A 16,267-nucleotide genomic window follows, 5' to 3' on the forward strand; every position below is an offset into this window, starting at 1 on the left:
AAAAGGCTGGTGATGGATTGAAACAAATCGACAAAGATTCAAAGCAGTTATGGCGTGTATATTTATGGACACTCTCATTTTTAAAGCCTTATATAGGTAAAGTGATTCTAGTCATTATGAGTGGATTCGTTATTACCTTGAGCGAACTCATTATACCTAAATTTATTCAATACTTTATTGAAACTATTTTGCCAGCAAAAGACTTTTCTAAAATGAATGGATTATTGTTAGGCCTGACTGGCTTGATAGCACTTGGTATTATACTGACAGCTGCACGAAATTTATGGCAAAGAAAATTAATCGAACAAGCCTCAAGAGATTCACAATTTGCTGCCTTCCAGCAAATCCGTCAACTCGGTTTCTCATACTACGAACAACATTCTGTTAGTGAAACACTCTCCTTTGTTAACACACAAACACGAGCTGTACAAGAAATTTACAGACGCTACTTCCCACAATTTATCAATCAGACACTATTTATCGCCATCTCACTATACTTTATGATACAAATTTCTATCTTACTCACTCTCATCATCATTCCAAGTTTTATTCTCTACTATATCTTTGGACCTTGGCTTGAAAAAAAGGCAACGATCTACGGAAGACAAAGTGCAGAAGGTTTTCGCACGTTGCAAACAAAATTATACGAAAGTCTTGCTTCAATGGAAGAGCTTAGAATTTTAGGTTATATGAATTGGGACATGGAGCGGATTCAAAAGCTGCATGAACAGGTCCGCCAAGATCATGAAAAAAATGTTTTTTTCGCTTACTTACGAGGAAGCAACCGCAGGCTCACTTATTATATTGGTGCTCTAGCTACATTTGCTCTCGGCATCTACCTTGTAAATAATGGCCAGCTGACGACAGGCGGTTTTGTGGCATATATACTATATTATTTTTCAGCAATGCATATGCTTACTTCTATTGTCACACTTCTAACAGAACAACGAATCTTAACCTTTCAAATTGAACCTTTATATCATTTTATGAAAAAAACACCCGATATTAGAGAGCCTCGTCAGCCTATGCTGCTTGATCAAGTCGAAGGCGATATCGTGTTTCATGACGTTGATTTTCATTATCCCAATCATCCTCCTTTATTAAAGGGGATGAATCTACATATTCGGCGTGGTGAAAAAGTGGCGCTTGTCGGTACGAGCGGTGGAGGGAAAACATCGCTTCTTAAATTAATTGGACGCTTTTATGACCCCTCATCTGGGATGATTACACTTGATGGAGTTGATTTGCGCTGTTTATCTACTAGTCAAATAAGAGGTGCGATGGGGTTTGTTTTTCAAGAAACGTTTTTATTTAATATGAGTGTAAAGGACAATATTCGTTTTGGAGATACAAGTCTTTCAGATCAACAGATCATTGAAGCCGCTAAAAAAGCAGATTGCGACTCATTTATAAGAGAACTAGAAAACGGATACGACACCATACTTGGGGAAAGAGGATTAAAACTATCTGGTGGTCAAAAGCAAAAGATCGCCATTGCCCGGCTATTTGCTAAGAATCCAAGTGTTGTATTACTCGATGAAGCAACAGCATCTCTTGACAGTGTCAGCGAGCAAAAAGTCCAGCAGGCATTACATCAAACATTTAAGGAATCTACTGTCATTGCAGTCGCTCATCGTTTATCTACTGTAAGACATTTTGACAGAATTATTTTGATAGAAGACGGTCGTATGTTAGAAACTGGACATTTTAATGAATTGATGAGAAAAAAGGGACATTTTTATCAATTGGCGTCTGACCGCTCAGAAAAGGAGGCAGGTGTAACATGAGGAAAAATTGGCTGTTTCTTTTGATCACAAAGCAAAAATGGATGCTCATCCTCGCTCTTTTACTCGTTTTGATTGAAGCAGCAGCTAATTTAGCCATGATTGGGCTGCAAAAGTGGCTCATTGACGATGTCCTTTTGAATAGCGGAAATCAACATTTCCCCCATATCTTGATGCTGTTTGCCATCATTTTTCTTGTCTATGTTGTCATGTTTGTCGCCAGCCCATATGTGATGCACAAAAACTACCTTACCATCCACCATTCATTACAGAGAAAGATGTTAGATCAGCTTCAGCAAGTATCGATGAGATCATATAAAATTCATCCAGTCAGTTATTATCTACACAAGCTTAACCAAGATGTAAAGACAGTCGCTGTCACAGCTGCTTTACATATACCGAAGATTGTACAAACCATTTTTATGGCCGTTGTTTTATCGATCATTTTACTATCTGTGAGTCCTGTATTATTTTTCTTGCTTCTTTTTGCAAGTACATGTTATTTCATTGTCGGTAAAAAAATGGCGAAAACGGCAACAAACATCGCAAAAGAAGTGCAAGAGAGAAAGTCAGATCTATTCGTGCATGTCGAAGAAGGAATTTCTTCTACAAGAGAAGTGGTTGCATTTGATCGACGTAAATGGGAAATCGGTTTGTATGAAAAGCTATTTAACAACATGATGGATCGTGTCATAAAAGAAGGTAAGTTTCAAAATAAGCTTCTATTTTTAACAGAACCATTGAAATGGTTTGGAATACTATCTGTGCTTGTGTTTGGCACATATCAAGTAGCAGCAGGAAACATGTCAATCGGCTTGTTTGTCGTCATTTACCAATATGCTTCTCAATTAATGAAAAGTTATCAGGAGTTATTCCAGTATGTATTTGAATTTTTCCAGCAGCGTGCATCTGTTCATCGAATTGCAGAAGTACTGCAAATAGAAAACGAAGAAAAAGGAACGAAGCGAATACATTCTGTGGAAGATGTGGTGTTTGAAGATGTTTGTTTTTCTTATGAACAAACATCTAAAGGGGCTTTAAACGACTTGAATCTTCATATTCAAAAAGGAAAAAAAGTGGCCATTGTTGGAGCGAGCGGCAGCGGGAAATCGACTATCTCAAAGCTGGCACTGGGACTTTATCAACCGGATAGCGGAAACATTTTAGTAAATGGCGTTGAACGATCAGAGATAGAGCCATCTCATTTCTTAAAACGGGTAGCCGTTGTCCCGCAAGAACCCTATTTCTTCCCAGACACCATACGCCTCAATCTCATCATGGGGTTAACTGATATTACTGAAGAACAACTTGAACAGGTTTGTGAGATTGCACAAATTCTTCCCTTCATTAAAGGACTTGAAAAAGGATTTGATACAGTCATTGGAGAGAGGGGAATCTCCTTGTCAGGGGGACAGCGCCAGCGTTTAGCTATCGCTAGAGCGCTTTTAAAACAGGCTGATTTTCTGATATTAGATGAGGCGACATCGGCCCTTGACCGGCAGACAGAAAGGCAGGTTCAAAAAGGGATAGACGATGCAAAAGGAGGAAGCACATTGCTTGTGATTGCACACAGATTATCGACCATACAAAATGCAGATATGATCTATGTACTTGAAGACGGTGCCGTTCAAAGCTGCGGTACTCATGAGGAGCTGATGGAAGCCTCCTCGCATTACCGCTCTTTATTTATGGCGCAGGTCATCACAGCGTCTTAGTCAGTTTGGTTTTGACCAAAGTAAAGAGTCGATCTAAGGTGCGGAAGTGGTCAGGGTGTAATTCTTCGTCTTCAAACGCAATGTGAAAGGTGTCCTCTAATGAAATAACAAAAGAGACAATTTGGACAGAATTTAATCCTAAAGCTTTTAAACTATCATCAAGGCCTGGCTGCTCAGTGAGCGACAACTTATTCATCACAAGTTGGACAATTTTTTCTTCAACTTCTGTTCGTGTCAGTTCATTCATGTCGTGGCTCCTTTCTAAAAGATTAATATATGTTATATTTTGGTGGATTAAGGAGAAAATTGCAATTGTTTTTATCAATCTATCATAAGGGGTGGCATTCATTGTCATATGTAAGCTATCAAAAAAATAATGTTCGTGTGGTATTAGGGGCAGATGAATCAGTTCAGAATTTAGTCATCAGTAAAGTACATCCCTATGTTGAGTGCAGCAAAATAACAGACAGACTTGAAGGAGACGTTTGGACGATTTTAACCAGCAAATATGCACAAGACATTCAAACAGAAGTGCCACTTGAAGAAGTCTTTTATCAAACCAAGATGGAACCTCGCTGCCGCTACCTGTATCACGGAGAGAAGAAAGTCGTTGTAATAGATGAACCAAAAGATGTCAGATGGACAGCACAACACGCACTGCGTTTAATAAGAGTATTGCTTCGCCTTTTGTGTTATCAGGATGGACTTGTCTATTTGCATGGCGGCATGATGGAGATGAATCAAAAAGGGATTGCACTAGTAGGCGGATCAAGAGCGGGCAAAACATCCACCATTTTATCCTTGTTATCCTTAACCGATGCAACGTACATCACAAACGATGATATAGGGATTTCATATACGAACAACGAGTACAAAGGAACTGGTTGGCCGAGATCTATGAGTATTCGGAAAGATTCTTTTGAAGCCATTGAAAAGCTTGGTACACCATATAGACTTCAAACATCGAGTCACCCATTTAATGAAGATGATAAGAACTATCATTTTGTCTATCCGGAGGAATTAGAAAAATGGTTTTCACGTGAAGTCAAAACAATGGGAAAAATTGATGTCATGGTGTTTCCTGAGTTTTTACCTCATGGGCAAACGGGCGCCACACTTTCGAAAATCAGTCCACATGAAGCAGCGGAACGTCTAAAGGAGCACGCAGTCATCAATCCTGGAAGACATAATGAGTTCCTCTTACCATATTTCACTTTACCGACACCCGAAGCGCTAGAACCATTTCTTGAACATCTAGCGGAAAAGATCCCTTGTTATTCATTAAAACAGGCATTTACTTCTTTAGAGAAAGGAATCTTTCTCATTCAAGAGCTTCTTGAACAATCCGATATGGTCGTGTAAGACGTTTTGGAGGTGAGTCATGGTTGAGCAGGAGTATAAATATTTGTTGTCACAAACAGATTTTCAACACATCTACAACATGTTAAGTCAAAATCATAAACCCGCGTATCTACTTAACTTCAATTACTATTACGACACCTCAGATTTTTTATTAAAACGATATGGCTATACCGTACGGATCCGTCAAACCAGCGGCAAACGAACACTTGAGATCAAATGTCCCAGTCAAACGTCTGGTTATAAAAGAGTAAGAGAAGAAAAGTCATTTCCTATTGAGGATCTACCGCAAAAACTAGATGTACAGAACATCGTAACGTCTTTACCTTTTACAATGACTGAACAGCCAGAGTTGTTAGGACTATTGGTTACTGAACGAACTACCTTTTATATCGAGACAGGCATCAAAGTGGATTTGGATCAAAGCAGCTATCTTGGCATCACAGATCATGAATTAGAAATTGAATATGACAGTGAAAAAGCATATGAGGCAGATCAATGGTTTCATAGACTAACGGATGATTTGGACATACCAGTCAATCGAAAAGGGAAACGCTCTCGATTTATCACTAGATTTAAATCACTATACGGGAAGGAGTAATCCACATGCGGGCTGTTTTGGATCAATCCACTCTCTCAAATGAAGAGAGGCTGCTATTACTTGGCTCACGTATTCAATTAAATGAAAAAGAAGAAGAGTTGATGAGAGATGTATTAAAAGATGGCATCGATGTACCTCAATTGATTGGACTTGCATCAAGACATAAGGTACTGCAATTGATGACGCCTCATTTGATTCGCCTTGATGATGAAAAAAAAATCACGACAACTTATAAATTTTTACTTCATTATCATTATATCGGGAATCGTCAAAAAAATATGGAGAGATTCAAGGAATTAAAGCGTCTTTTACAAACATTTCGAAAAGCAAAGCTGAAAGCAGTCCCTCTCAAAGGAGCCATTTTAACGCCTCTTGTTTACAAAGATTATGGACTCCGAATGATGTCAGACATTGATTTCTTAATTCATCCAGATGATCGAAAAAGAGCTTCTTCATTGCTCAAGGAGGAAGGGTTTATCATCGGGAAATATGACTGGGCAACCGATCAAGAAATACCGATTTCCCGAGAAGAAGAAATGATGTGGAGAATGAATGCCGGAAATCTTTATTCGCATATTAAACGGAGCGGAGAAGACTTTTTGAAGGTTCACCGTGTTGATTTTTCATACGATGTTGAGCTGAAAAAAAACTACGACGCGACAAATGCCTTGCTAGATGCTGCTAATGAAAAGTCATTTTTGCAAACGGATACTTATATGCTTGAACCTTTAGATTTTCTCATTCATCTTGCTTTCCATTTATACAAGGAAGCAACAAATGTACAGTATGTCTATTTACATGCAGATCTCAATTTGATTAAGTTTTGCGATGTAAGGGAGTACGTCAAGTTTGCTGAAGAGCAAAACCAACTTGATTGGCATGCTTTGCAAGCAAGAGCGAAGGAATTAGGGGCCGAGAAAGCACTTTTTTACACGTTTACGTTTGTAGATTTATTGTATCAAACGAACTATATCGATCAATTGCAGCAGTTAGACATGAGTGACCAATCGTTCTTAGAAGCCTATGGAGAAAATGATTTTGGTTCTTCGAAAATGTGGAAGAAATCTTTTGTTGAGCGTTTTTTCAGCTTGGATAATCGTGATGAGCTTGAAGAGGAGCCTGTCGTACAGCTGTTCCCTGAAAGGCAGTAGCAAAATGAAGAGGAGGATTCTATATGGAGATAAAAGCGCTTTTTGAAAAGCCAAAGAACGATTTTCCTTATGAAAAATCATTTGTGTTTGCAGGTATTCATTTTCACATTTTATCAACCGAATCGCTGGCAATTGAAGATATCGAACATTATATCCCGAAAGAATCAGACAGCCATGTGGGGGATATGCCTTCACAGATTGATATACGGTTCATCATTGATCCTGAGCTTGAACAGTCCGTTCGCAATGCGTGCTTTCAAAAGGGTGAAACGATTACAGCAAAAAGGAAGTTTACTTACAAACGATTGAAATTAGACGATCAAGTATTGTTTGCCTCGCATGAAGGTGACGAGCCGCACAGTGTGGCGGTCTTTAAAGGGCGTTATGCTGTGATTGGAAAAAACAATAATGAATCTGCGATACGCTGTCCACTGCGAATCGTTCGAGAAATTGCCCTTAGAACATTAGAAAACCAAGGTGGATGCTTTACGCATGCAGCGGCTGTCTCTTTTGAAGATGGCCAAAAAGGAGCGCTCATTATTGGCGATAAAGGTGCCGGGAAGTCAACCACTATGTGGCAGTTTTTGCATCATGGAGGAGCAGATTTCATCACAAACGATCGTTCCATTTCAGTGCTTGAAGATCAGGAACTTACTGTGTATGGATGGCCGATGTGCTTAGCACTTGGAGTAGGAACCGTCCAAGCCACAACAAATATACAGGAACTGAAAAACAAAAAATTCAGCCGGTCTCAAGATCAAAGAATATGGGATGAAACCATATCAACAGAGGAAGAGGCAAAAGAAAAATGGGCGAGCGGCTGTAAGTTTGAAATTACACCAAAAGAAGCTGCTGACATGACAGGAACAACGATTCGGAGCTCTACGAAAGTAAATATGGTGATTTTCCCTTCACTCAAAATAGGATCAGGTGAGATCAGGCTTGTACCAGTAAAAAAAGATGATCAGAGAGCAAAAGATATCATGGTCGCCAATATAAGAGAACCAGAAGATCCTGACTATTTAAAAGGCTGGCTCGGCCTTCGGCATGTGTCAGATACCTTTCTGGAACAAAAGGCATCTGAGCTGATCCATCATTTATTCAATATGCCATGTTTTTATTTAGAGGGTGATCCGCGGTATCTGCAGGACGCGATTCCAGATTTATTAAACAAAAAAGTGAGTTCCATTTAAAGAGACGATTGTCTAAACATTCGTTTGAGCCGGTCTTCACGCTTTTTCATCAGTTCGTGATCTGCTGGCAGCATGATTTGAAAGAGCATGTCGGCAATCGGCCGAGCGAGCCTTTCGTCAGAGTTTAAGAGAATGCAAACACCTAATTTACGCTTTGGAATGAAGCCAATATAGGAGGTGAAGCCTTTAATTTCTCCGCTATGTTCAGCTAAGGTGAATCCGTTAAAAGGTCTCAAAAACCATGAAAGACCAACACCTCTAGTGAAATCTTCTTCAACCATAACGGGGCTTTGCATTTCTTTTAGCGAATGCTGATGAAGCAGACGGTTTCCGTCGTATTGAGCTTGAATGAATCGAATCAAATCATCTGCTGTAGAGAATAGTCCGCTTGAACCGTCCTCCCAAGATGGTGTTTCAGCACTTGGATAGGATATGCCGGAAAGACCAGAGGAAGAAAGGGTATACCCTTTGGCTGTCGATGCAGTTTCAATAAATCCAGTTTGCTGCAAATCTAGCGGTTCTAGTATGTGGGTATGCACTAATTCTCTAAATGGCTGTTGACTCACTTTTTCTAGTACTTTACTTAAGATTGAATAGCCAAGACTGGAATAATTGATGATAGACCAAGGCGGTGTAAAAATAGTCAGTATTTCCATGCACTGAGCTAATGTCATATCTCGCAGATGAGTTGCTTTATCGAGTGTTTTGGGCAGGCCTGAGATATGAGAGGCAATCATTCGAAAAGTGAGTGGAATTGGTTCAGATATGTGACTTTTTATGAAAGATAGTAAAGGTTCGTAAGTATGAATAGGCTCATCGAGTTGAATCAATCCTTCCTCTCGTATTTTCATCATGACCATTGCAGTAAAAGGCTTAGTCACAGAACCAATTCGAAAGGTTGTGTCTTTTGTAACAGGGGTGCCGCTTTCAATATCAGCTAGGCCCTCATGCCACGACCAAATGTGCTTATCTTCATGAGAAATACAAATAGAGCAGCCAGGGATTTGATGTTGATTCAATAACTTCTTAATATCAGTGGTTGTATCTTGCAAGCGTTGTAGGATCGATTCATTGATCAAAATAGACACCTCTTTCATACAGAATATATATATATTACCAAATGTTTCATGTTGTTTTAAGGTAAAGGATCAATATTTTTATATTTTAAAAGAGAGCGGGCGATTGATAATGAAAACAATTCAAAAAACCATTCTTGATATTTTAAAAGGTGATGGCCAGGATATCGAACAAATTCCATATGAGCTTGTAGAACGTAAAGGAGTAGGGCATCCAGATACGATGTGTGATGCCATCGCAGAAAGAGCTTCTCAATATTATTCTCAATATTGCATGGAGCATTTCGGCAGAGTAGCACACCACTGGTTTGACAAAGTGATGCTTCTTGGTGGAGATGCTGATGTAACGTACGGAAAAGGAACAATGGTCAAACCTTATCAAGTTGTGTTTGCTGGAAAAGGGGCATACGCATATGGTGATGAGCCGATTCCTCTTAAAAAGATTCTTTTCGATGCAGCCAAAGATGTGTTATCAGAGGTGACGACCGGATTTGATGCTGACGAACATCTCGTCATTGACTGCCGGATTGTTGATCATCAAGGGGCAGGGCGTAAAAATTCAAGATATCGTCCGATGGTTGAAACAGATATGATCGAGATCGGGGATCCAAAGCTTGTTTCAAATGACTGTAATTTACTGCATGCTCATGCCCCGTTAAGCCGTCTTGAGAAGCTCGTTCTCTATACAGAGCGTTATGTGAATGGACCAGAATTTAAAAAGGTGAACCCAGATACCGGCTGGGATGTGAAAATATTTGGAAGCAGACGTCATGAAGATTTCAAACTCATAGTAAACATGCCTTTTCTAGCAAAAGATATTCATAGTCTTGAGGAATATTTTTCCCGTAAAAAAGAATGTCAGGATCAAATCGCTCGCTATATTCATGAAACGTTAGGACTTACCCCTGATCTTATGCTGAACGCAACAGATCGCAATGGTCGCCCGTACTTAACAGCACTTGGTTCTGTAGCAGATACAGGCGATGTAGGTGTTGTTGGAAGAGGAAATCGATTAAATGGACTGATCACCCCAATGCGGTCTATGAGTATTGAAGCGCCGGCTGGTAAAAACCCGCTTGATCATACAGGGAAATTGTATGGAGTGCTCGCACAACGATTGGCAGATCAAATTTTTGAGACCATTCAAAAGCCAACAGAAGTGCATATCTTTACTTCAAAAGAAGCACCGCTCCACAACCCTGATGAAATTGCCGTCCGTATTGAACAGTGGGATGGAAATGAAGTGGATAGAAAGAGAATTGAAGACATTGTCATGAATGCGGTTCATTCGATGGGCGATGTGACAAAAGATTTAATTTTTAAAGGCGTGACAATGTGGTAATAAGGATGAAAGAAAAAGTCATTGATGCCGTTCATGCATGTATTCATACAAAAGAACCCATGGCAGTGACCATTCATCCATATGAAATTGAAAAACACCAACAATTGAATCAACATCATCTTCTATTGATGCTAAAGCCTGAATTAACGAGTATCCATAAAGGTGTACAGCTTGATCGAATACTAGATGAACTTTTCCTACGCTTAGATAATCATGATGTAGAAATAGGAGCAGTGCGTGTTATATCATCCTTATATTTGAAAGAAAAGAAAATAATAGAAAAACAATATGGGATGCTGAACAAAATCTCTAAAAACGGTCTGAGTGAATTGTCAGATACGGCAAAAAAGATGCTGTTCTTTAAATATCCAGAGTTTAAACAGAAGGAACATTTCATATATGGAGGCCATGAATTTTTACAAAAGTACGAAGAGCTTACGCCATATGGTTTAGAGCTTCTTACACGGAACATGAAGGTGGACAAGCTAGGGGCGGGCACATACGCCATAAAGGCCGAGGTGGATGGAGAACAGATGCTTCTGCTCAATTCATTCCACCCTTGTCAAATTGAGTGGTTCACTGCACCTGCAAAGTCTATTATCGTCATGGAATGTTTTTCAAAGAAGCCCATGAGGATGTTAAGAGAAGATTTTATCGGTGCAACGGACCCTAAAGAGGCAAAAGCAGGTTCTTTTAAACACATGCTGCTGTCGGAGCGAAAGCGGTTTGGTTTAACGAACGTGTGTACTCGATTTAATGGCATTCACCTGTCACCAGGACCTGTAGAAGCAATGGCGGGAATGATTCACTATTTTCATACACCTGAAACAAGGCTGACTCCCGCACATACACTTTTTGGCCAGTTGTTAAAGAAAAATGGCTTTTCGGAGGAATCACTAGATCTGTTATGTGAAGATGTGTCCATTCATTCAAGCGAAGTACCAGTATTTGAATTAACTGAAAACCTCAATTGGGATGAATCATTAGATCTGTTAACAAAAGTGAGAAACGACATTCAAAAGCATGAACGTGTTCTGTAACAGGGGGGAACCACTTGAATAATGAAGGAGCTAGCCAGCGAATATGGATTGTTGGTCCACCTGGATCTGGAAAAACGACCCTTGCCCATCACTTGAAACAGGAATTCATGTTACCTCACTATGAGCTCGATGCCCTATTTTGGCAAGCGAACTGGAAAAAAACAGATCGGAAGTTGTTTATCGATAACGTCCATGAAGTTGTTAAACAAAAGAAATGGGTGATTGATGGTCAATATTCATCTGTTCACCATATCTTGACTGAATATGCTGATACGATCATATGGCTTGATGTGAAGAGAAGGAAGACATTCCCCCGTCTCATGAAAAGGACGTTCAAGCGGCTCATGACAAGGGAAAAACTTTGGAATGGAAATAAGGAGCGAATAGGTAATGCGCTCCAATTTTTCTCATATGCCTTTCATGTGTATCCAGAGGTGCTCCATCAAAACGAGAAGCTTTTTCATAAATTAAAAAAAGAATCACGTGTGAAATGCCTGCGCATAGACAAGCAGGAAGCAGCAGATCTGGTACTTAGGAAAATCAAAAACCTTGAGAAAAAGGGGTGAGGACATGATGAAATCTGATGATGCTGATAATGTCCTGAAATATTGGTTTTCGGAACAGCCAATCCGCTTAACACCTTTAAACGGAAGAAGCCCTAATGAAGGCTGGCTTGTAGAGGATGCTAAAAACCGCTTTGTCTTAAAAAAATGTGCGAGAAATCATGATGCAAAGTGGCTTCAATATTTAGAAGATTTAACAGATGCTTTGCTTGATCATGGTTTCCCGATTCAACCAATGATAGAGGCAGAGAACGGTCGTAAAACCATTTTATTCAAAGAACATTTTTGGCAGTTGCGGCCCTATTTTGAAGGAAGGCCATATGAAATGGGAAATCGTTCAGATGAACAAGAAGCCATTCGGGTATTAAGACAACTTCATTCATTAAAGAACTTACCGAAAGGGCCTGTGAACCCAAACTGTGAATTGAAAAACTGGATAACTTCACCGGACGAAACACTGGATAAGACGGCAAGTGTATTAAAGAAAGTCGTTTCTTCTAAAAAGGCTGCTTCTTTGCTTAAAGTGTATGAACAGGAGCTGATGAATGTACTCACGCTGCTAAATCCTAGTCTGTATGAGGCATTACCACATGCTGTCACACATGGTGATTTTCATTCTGGCAACCTGCTCATCCGTCATAAGAAGCTCGCCATGGTTCTTGATTTTGATACAGCAGGTTATAGACCACGAATTTATGATGCAGCCATATCTGCTTTTTTGTTAACGAGAATCAAGCGGGGAACATTTCAACTAGACATTGTGAAAACGATTCAATTTTTAAAGGCATATGCCAATGACTTATCTGAAAACGAGTGGCGTTCTATATCTGGTTTTATCAGACTTTTATATATTCCGACAGGTCGGTATTTAACACTTCTGCATATTTACACACCTCACTTATTGAACTGGTATATTGATTGGTCCTTGGAAGCACTAGAATCCGCATCAAGCCAGCTGAAAGAAGAATGGTATCTCCAAAAGGAGATGAGGATTTGAAGGTTGCTGTTGTCACTGGTGGAAATAGAGGCATTGGAAAAGAAGTGTGCAGACAGCTTGCGCAAGATGGCATGCTTGTCATTTTAACAGCACGGCAGATTGAAAATGCTGAATTAGCTGCTTCTGATATAAATGAGCAGGTTGTGCCATACCAGCTGGATGTGACAAACGAAGAGTCGGTTGAACGTCTGTCGGCTTTTATAAAGGATTCGTACGGAAGAGTGGATGTGCTGATTAATAATGCGGGAGTCTTTCTTGACAACATAATGGATGACGCCTTTCCATCTTTTTTAGATCTTCCTGTATCGACACTTCAAGAAACGATGAATGTCAATGTGTATGGCGCAGCCAGAATGACCAAGGCGGTTTTCCCTTACATGAAAGAGGCTGGATATGGACGAATCGTCAATGTATCTAGCGGCATGGGCAGGCTCTCCGCCATCTCCGCTTCAAACGATGTTAGGCGTGACGGAAAAAGCGGTCCTTACTACAGGATGTCAAAAGCGGCTTTGCACGTTCTGACAAAAGTCACGGCTTTAGAGGGGGCGCCATTTTCTATTCTTGCGAATGCGGTTTGTCCTGGCTGGGTACAAACGGACATGGGGACATCAGAGGCGGTTAAAACTGTTCAGGAAGGTGCATCAGGAATCGTATGGGCGGCACAGCTCCCCCGAGATGGACCAACAGGAGAGCTACTAAGAGACGGTAAAAGACTTCAGTGGTAAGAGGAGGCAGCTACATGCGAGGGATGAAAGAAAAGACAGTGATTGTGACAGGCGGGGCGCAGGGGATTGGATATGCGGTCGCAGAACGAGCAGCACAAGAAGGTGCGCAAGTCGTCATTGCTGATCACCATGTAGATTACGGATTAGCAGCAGAAAAAAGGCTCAAAGAAATTGGATATGATGTGTTGTTTATAGAAGCTGATATTGCTGATGAGGCAGCCATTGTCTCAATGGTAGAAAGAACAGTCGATCATTTTGGGAAAATTGACATGCTTGTGAATTGTGCAGCCGTTTTTATCATGCGTGGCCTTGAAGCTACTGTTGAAGAATGGCGGCGCATCATGGACTTAAATATTATGGGGCAAGCCCTATGTGTCAAACACACGTCACCTTACATGGAGAAAATAGGAAAAGGATCCATTGTAAATATTGCCTCCATTTCAGGTCATATTGCCCAGCCGAAATATTTAACATACAACGCAACAAAAGCAGCCGTTGTGAATATGACGCGATGCATGGCAATGGATTTGGCGGATGCAGGTATTCGTGTGAATGCAGTGAATCCCGGTACGGTGTGGAACAAAAATAACGAACGATTTCACTTGGAAGAACTTGGGTTGACAAGAGAGCAAGCAAATCAGCACCCTGATATTGGAGGGATGCACATGTTAAAACGAACAGCTGATCCAGAAGAGATCGCATCTGCTGTCATCTTTCTTCTCTCTGATGAAGCGAGTTTTATCACAGGAGAAAATCTAATGGTTGACGGCGGCTATACTGCCATGTAGAGGAGTAAACATTTTGATGAAATTTGATCTGCACACACATCATCAGCGCTGTGGTCATGCGGAGGGAAACATCAGAGAATATATCGATGAGGCTGTCAAACTAGGTCTAGAATGTATCGGAATATCGGATCATTCCCCGTTTTTTGGTGAAGAGGCTGATCATTTTAAACCATGGGTAGCGATGGCAAAGAGTGAATTTCAATCGTATGTAGAGGAAGTCCTGCAATTGAAAAAGGAATATGAGGGGAAAATTCACGTGCTGTTAGGTGTTGAATCTGACTATTTTCCAGAACACGAAGCCCTCTACCGAGACGTGTATCGACATTATCCATTTGATTATATCATTGGCTCGGTTCATGTCAGTAATGGATACGATCTATTCAACCGGAAACGCTGGGAACGAATCACAGAGAAACAAGCCATCATTGAAAAAGAGACGTATTACCAGTTGATTAAGATGTCTGCTGAGAGTCAAATGTTCGACGTTTTAGGGCATATTGACGCCTTAAAAGGTTTTTATCCAGAAATTGCTCATCTCAAAACAGAAGCTGTCGATGATGCGCTAAAAGTCATTGCGGAGAGTGGTTCTGTGATTGAAGTGAATACCTCTGGCAAAACAAAAGACTGCGGAGGCTGGTATCCATCAATGGATCTATTAGAGCGAGCCAAATTTTATGGTGTGGATGTCACGTTTGGCTCAGATGCTCATCAGCCCGCCCGCGTGGCAGATGATTGGCTGAAAGTGAAACAAACGCTAAAGGAATTAGGTTACCAGGAATGGTGTATTTTTCAATCTCGTCAAAAGCGAAAATTGGCTCTATAAATTCATAAAAAAGGGGTTATGAAAATGACAAAAGTTCGTGTAGCAATTGCAGGAGTAGGATCATGTGCGTCAAGTATCGTTCAATTTGTTGAGTTGGCTAAGGAAAAGAAGGATACGCTCTCTGGTGTTATGCATGACGTCATTGGAGGCTATCAGTTATCTGATGTCGAATTTGTTGCAGCTTTTGAAGTAGATCAAAATAAAGTCGGAAAAGACTTATCAGAGGCCATTTTTACTAAACCAACAGCTGCAGTGAAACATATCGATGTTCCGTTTTTCCAAGTAACCGTCGAAGCAGGTCCTTTATGTGATGGACTTGAAGGAGATTTGTCCAACTGCATTCAACCACATGAACATTCACTGAATATGAAAACACATGATGTGACGCAAAGGTTAAAAGATGTTCAGGCAGATGTACTCGTCTGCTTCTTACCAACAGGTTCGTTTGAAGCAGTTCGTGTGTACGCAGAGGCGTGTGCACACGCTCAAACAGCCTTTATTAATGCGACACCTGAACCGGTGGCAAATGATCCTGAGTTTGTCAAAATGTTTGAAGAGTCGGAGACCCCGCTCCTTGGAGACGATTTAAGAAGTCACTTAGGTGCAACCACACTGCATACAGCCTTAATTGAACTTTTAAAATCCCGCGGGATTGATATCACCAATACGTACCAACTAAATGTTGGAGGCAATACGGACTTTTTAAACCTAGCCAACCCTATGAGATCAACGAGTAAGCAAAAATCGAAGAGAAAAGCATTGTTCGCTTCAGGTATTGATGCCAGTGAAGTGGCAGCAGGTCCAAATGGTTATGTCAGCTATTTAGGGGATCATAAGGTCTGCTTCTTGCGATTAGAAGGGAATTCGATTTTAGATTCTGACATTTCACTTGAAATTCGTTTACAAGTAGAAGATAGTCCGAATTCAGCTGGTGTCATTGCGAATGCGATGCGTGTTGCAAAAGCAGCTAAAGATATGAATCATAGCGGTGTCATACATGACGTCTGCCCATTCTTATTTAAGAGTCCACCAATTGGACAAGTCGATTCAGAATCATTACGTTTGTTCAATGAATATGTGGCAAATGCTGAGCTGAAAAAGGTGTAACCA

General features: G+C 40.5%; 16 protein-coding genes. 14 read left to right on the forward strand and 2 right to left on the reverse strand.

The genetic code is table 11. From position 1 onward, the window contains the following. Positions 1 to 17 precede the first annotated feature (17 nt). Both M2369_RS11500 and M2369_RS11505 read left to right on the forward strand, forming a co-directional pair. Complete coding sequence (locus tag M2369_RS11500; protein WP_259254246.1) at positions 18 to 1,787, forward strand: ABC transporter ATP-binding protein; 1,770 nt, start codon at positions 18 to 20, stop codon at positions 1,785 to 1,787. Further along, positions 1,784 to 3,499 carry an ABC transporter ATP-binding protein gene (locus M2369_RS11505; RefSeq protein WP_058337337.1) on the forward strand — a complete coding sequence of 572 codons (1,716 nt, stop codon included), beginning with the start codon at positions 1,784 to 1,786 and terminating at the stop codon, positions 3,497 to 3,499. The genes M2369_RS11500 and M2369_RS11505 overlap by 4 nt, the downstream gene beginning before the upstream one ends. Here M2369_RS11505 and M2369_RS11510 read toward each other — a convergent pair. Beyond that, the gene (locus M2369_RS11510) at positions 3,486 to 3,746 is read right to left on the reverse strand and encodes an acyl carrier protein (protein ID WP_041507289.1); all 261 of its coding nucleotides are present in this window, start codon (positions 3,744 to 3,746) and stop codon (positions 3,486 to 3,488) included. The genes M2369_RS11505 and M2369_RS11510 overlap by 14 nt on opposite strands. Before the next feature lie 101 nt (positions 3,747 to 3,847). Here M2369_RS11510 and M2369_RS11515 point away from each other — a divergent pair, with 101 nt between their 5' ends. The 4 genes from M2369_RS11515 to M2369_RS11530 are packed head-to-tail and all read left to right on the forward strand — an operon-like array spanning position 3,848 to position 7,803. Continuing rightward, positions 3,848 to 4,861, forward strand: coding sequence for a hypothetical protein (locus M2369_RS11515; protein ID WP_082627052.1), 1,014 nt, complete (start codon positions 3,848 to 3,850; stop codon positions 4,859 to 4,861). A 19-nt stretch (positions 4,862 to 4,880) separates the two neighbouring features. Next, positions 4,881 to 5,459: a CYTH domain-containing protein gene (locus M2369_RS11520; protein WP_058337334.1), complete on the forward strand. Its 579-nt coding sequence runs from the start codon at positions 4,881 to 4,883 to the stop codon at positions 5,457 to 5,459. A 5-nt stretch (positions 5,460 to 5,464) separates the two neighbouring features. After that, positions 5,465 to 6,610 carry a nucleotidyltransferase domain-containing protein gene (locus tag M2369_RS11525; RefSeq protein ID WP_259254251.1) on the forward strand — a complete coding sequence of 382 codons (1,146 nt, stop codon included), beginning with the start codon at positions 5,465 to 5,467 and terminating at the stop codon, positions 6,608 to 6,610. A 23-nt stretch (positions 6,611 to 6,633) separates the two neighbouring features. After that, positions 6,634 to 7,803, forward strand: a complete 1,170-nt coding sequence (locus M2369_RS11530) for a phosphoenolpyruvate carboxykinase (ATP) (protein ID WP_259254252.1) — start codon at positions 6,634 to 6,636, stop codon at positions 7,801 to 7,803. On the opposite strand, the gene M2369_RS11535 is transcribed toward M2369_RS11530, so the two are convergent. Beyond that, positions 7,800 to 8,882, reverse strand: a complete 1,083-nt coding sequence (locus M2369_RS11535) for a serine hydrolase domain-containing protein (RefSeq protein ID WP_161565246.1) — start codon at positions 8,880 to 8,882, stop codon at positions 7,800 to 7,802. The two genes, M2369_RS11530 and M2369_RS11535, sit on opposite strands and share 4 nt — an antisense overlap. A 109-nt stretch (positions 8,883 to 8,991) precedes the next feature. On the opposite strand from M2369_RS11535, the gene M2369_RS11540 reads away from it, so the two are divergent. Genes M2369_RS11540 through M2369_RS11575 form a run of 8 tightly spaced genes read left to right on the forward strand, consistent with a single transcriptional unit; the run spans position 8,992 to position 16,264 of the window. Next, complete coding sequence (locus tag M2369_RS11540) at positions 8,992 to 10,221, forward strand: methionine adenosyltransferase (protein WP_058337555.1); 1,230 nt, start codon at positions 8,992 to 8,994, stop codon at positions 10,219 to 10,221. A 5-nt stretch (positions 10,222 to 10,226) separates the two neighbouring features. Beyond that, positions 10,227 to 11,261 carry a hypothetical protein gene (locus M2369_RS11545; RefSeq protein ID WP_058337330.1) on the forward strand — a complete coding sequence of 345 codons (1,035 nt, stop codon included), beginning with the start codon at positions 10,227 to 10,229 and terminating at the stop codon, positions 11,259 to 11,261. A 14-nt stretch (positions 11,262 to 11,275) separates the two neighbouring features. Continuing rightward, the gene (locus tag M2369_RS11550; protein ID WP_052463351.1) at positions 11,276 to 11,827 is read left to right on the forward strand and encodes a P-loop NTPase family protein; all 552 of its coding nucleotides are present in this window, start codon (positions 11,276 to 11,278) and stop codon (positions 11,825 to 11,827) included. 4 nt (positions 11,828 to 11,831) lie between these two features. Further along, the gene (locus M2369_RS11555) at positions 11,832 to 12,821 is read left to right on the forward strand and encodes a phosphotransferase enzyme family protein (protein WP_058337329.1); all 990 of its coding nucleotides are present in this window, start codon (positions 11,832 to 11,834) and stop codon (positions 12,819 to 12,821) included. Then, a complete protein-coding gene (locus M2369_RS11560; RefSeq protein WP_041507281.1) occupies positions 12,818 to 13,546 on the forward strand; it encodes an SDR family NAD(P)-dependent oxidoreductase in 729 nt (242 codons plus the stop codon). The genes M2369_RS11555 and M2369_RS11560 overlap by 4 nt, the downstream gene beginning before the upstream one ends. 14 nt (positions 13,547 to 13,560) lie before the next feature. Then, entirely contained in the window at positions 13,561 to 14,334 is a 774-nt protein-coding gene (locus M2369_RS11565; RefSeq protein WP_058337328.1) for an SDR family NAD(P)-dependent oxidoreductase, read from the forward strand. Between the two features lie 16 nt (positions 14,335 to 14,350). Further along, on the forward strand, positions 14,351 to 15,157 hold the full coding sequence (locus M2369_RS11570; RefSeq protein WP_096881418.1) for a histidinol-phosphatase: 807 nt from the start codon (positions 14,351 to 14,353) through the stop codon (positions 15,155 to 15,157). 24 nt (positions 15,158 to 15,181) lie between these two features. After that, positions 15,182 to 16,264, forward strand: coding sequence for an inositol-3-phosphate synthase (locus M2369_RS11575; RefSeq protein ID WP_232723570.1), 1,083 nt, complete (start codon positions 15,182 to 15,184; stop codon positions 16,262 to 16,264). The last annotated feature ends 3 nt before the right edge of the window (positions 16,265 to 16,267 follow it).

Origin of the sequence: Bacillus sp. JUb11 (assembly GCF_024807925.1) — a bacterium.
GTDB classification, from domain to species: domain Bacteria; phylum Bacillota; class Bacilli; order Bacillales; family Bacillaceae; genus Bacillus; species Bacillus altitudinis.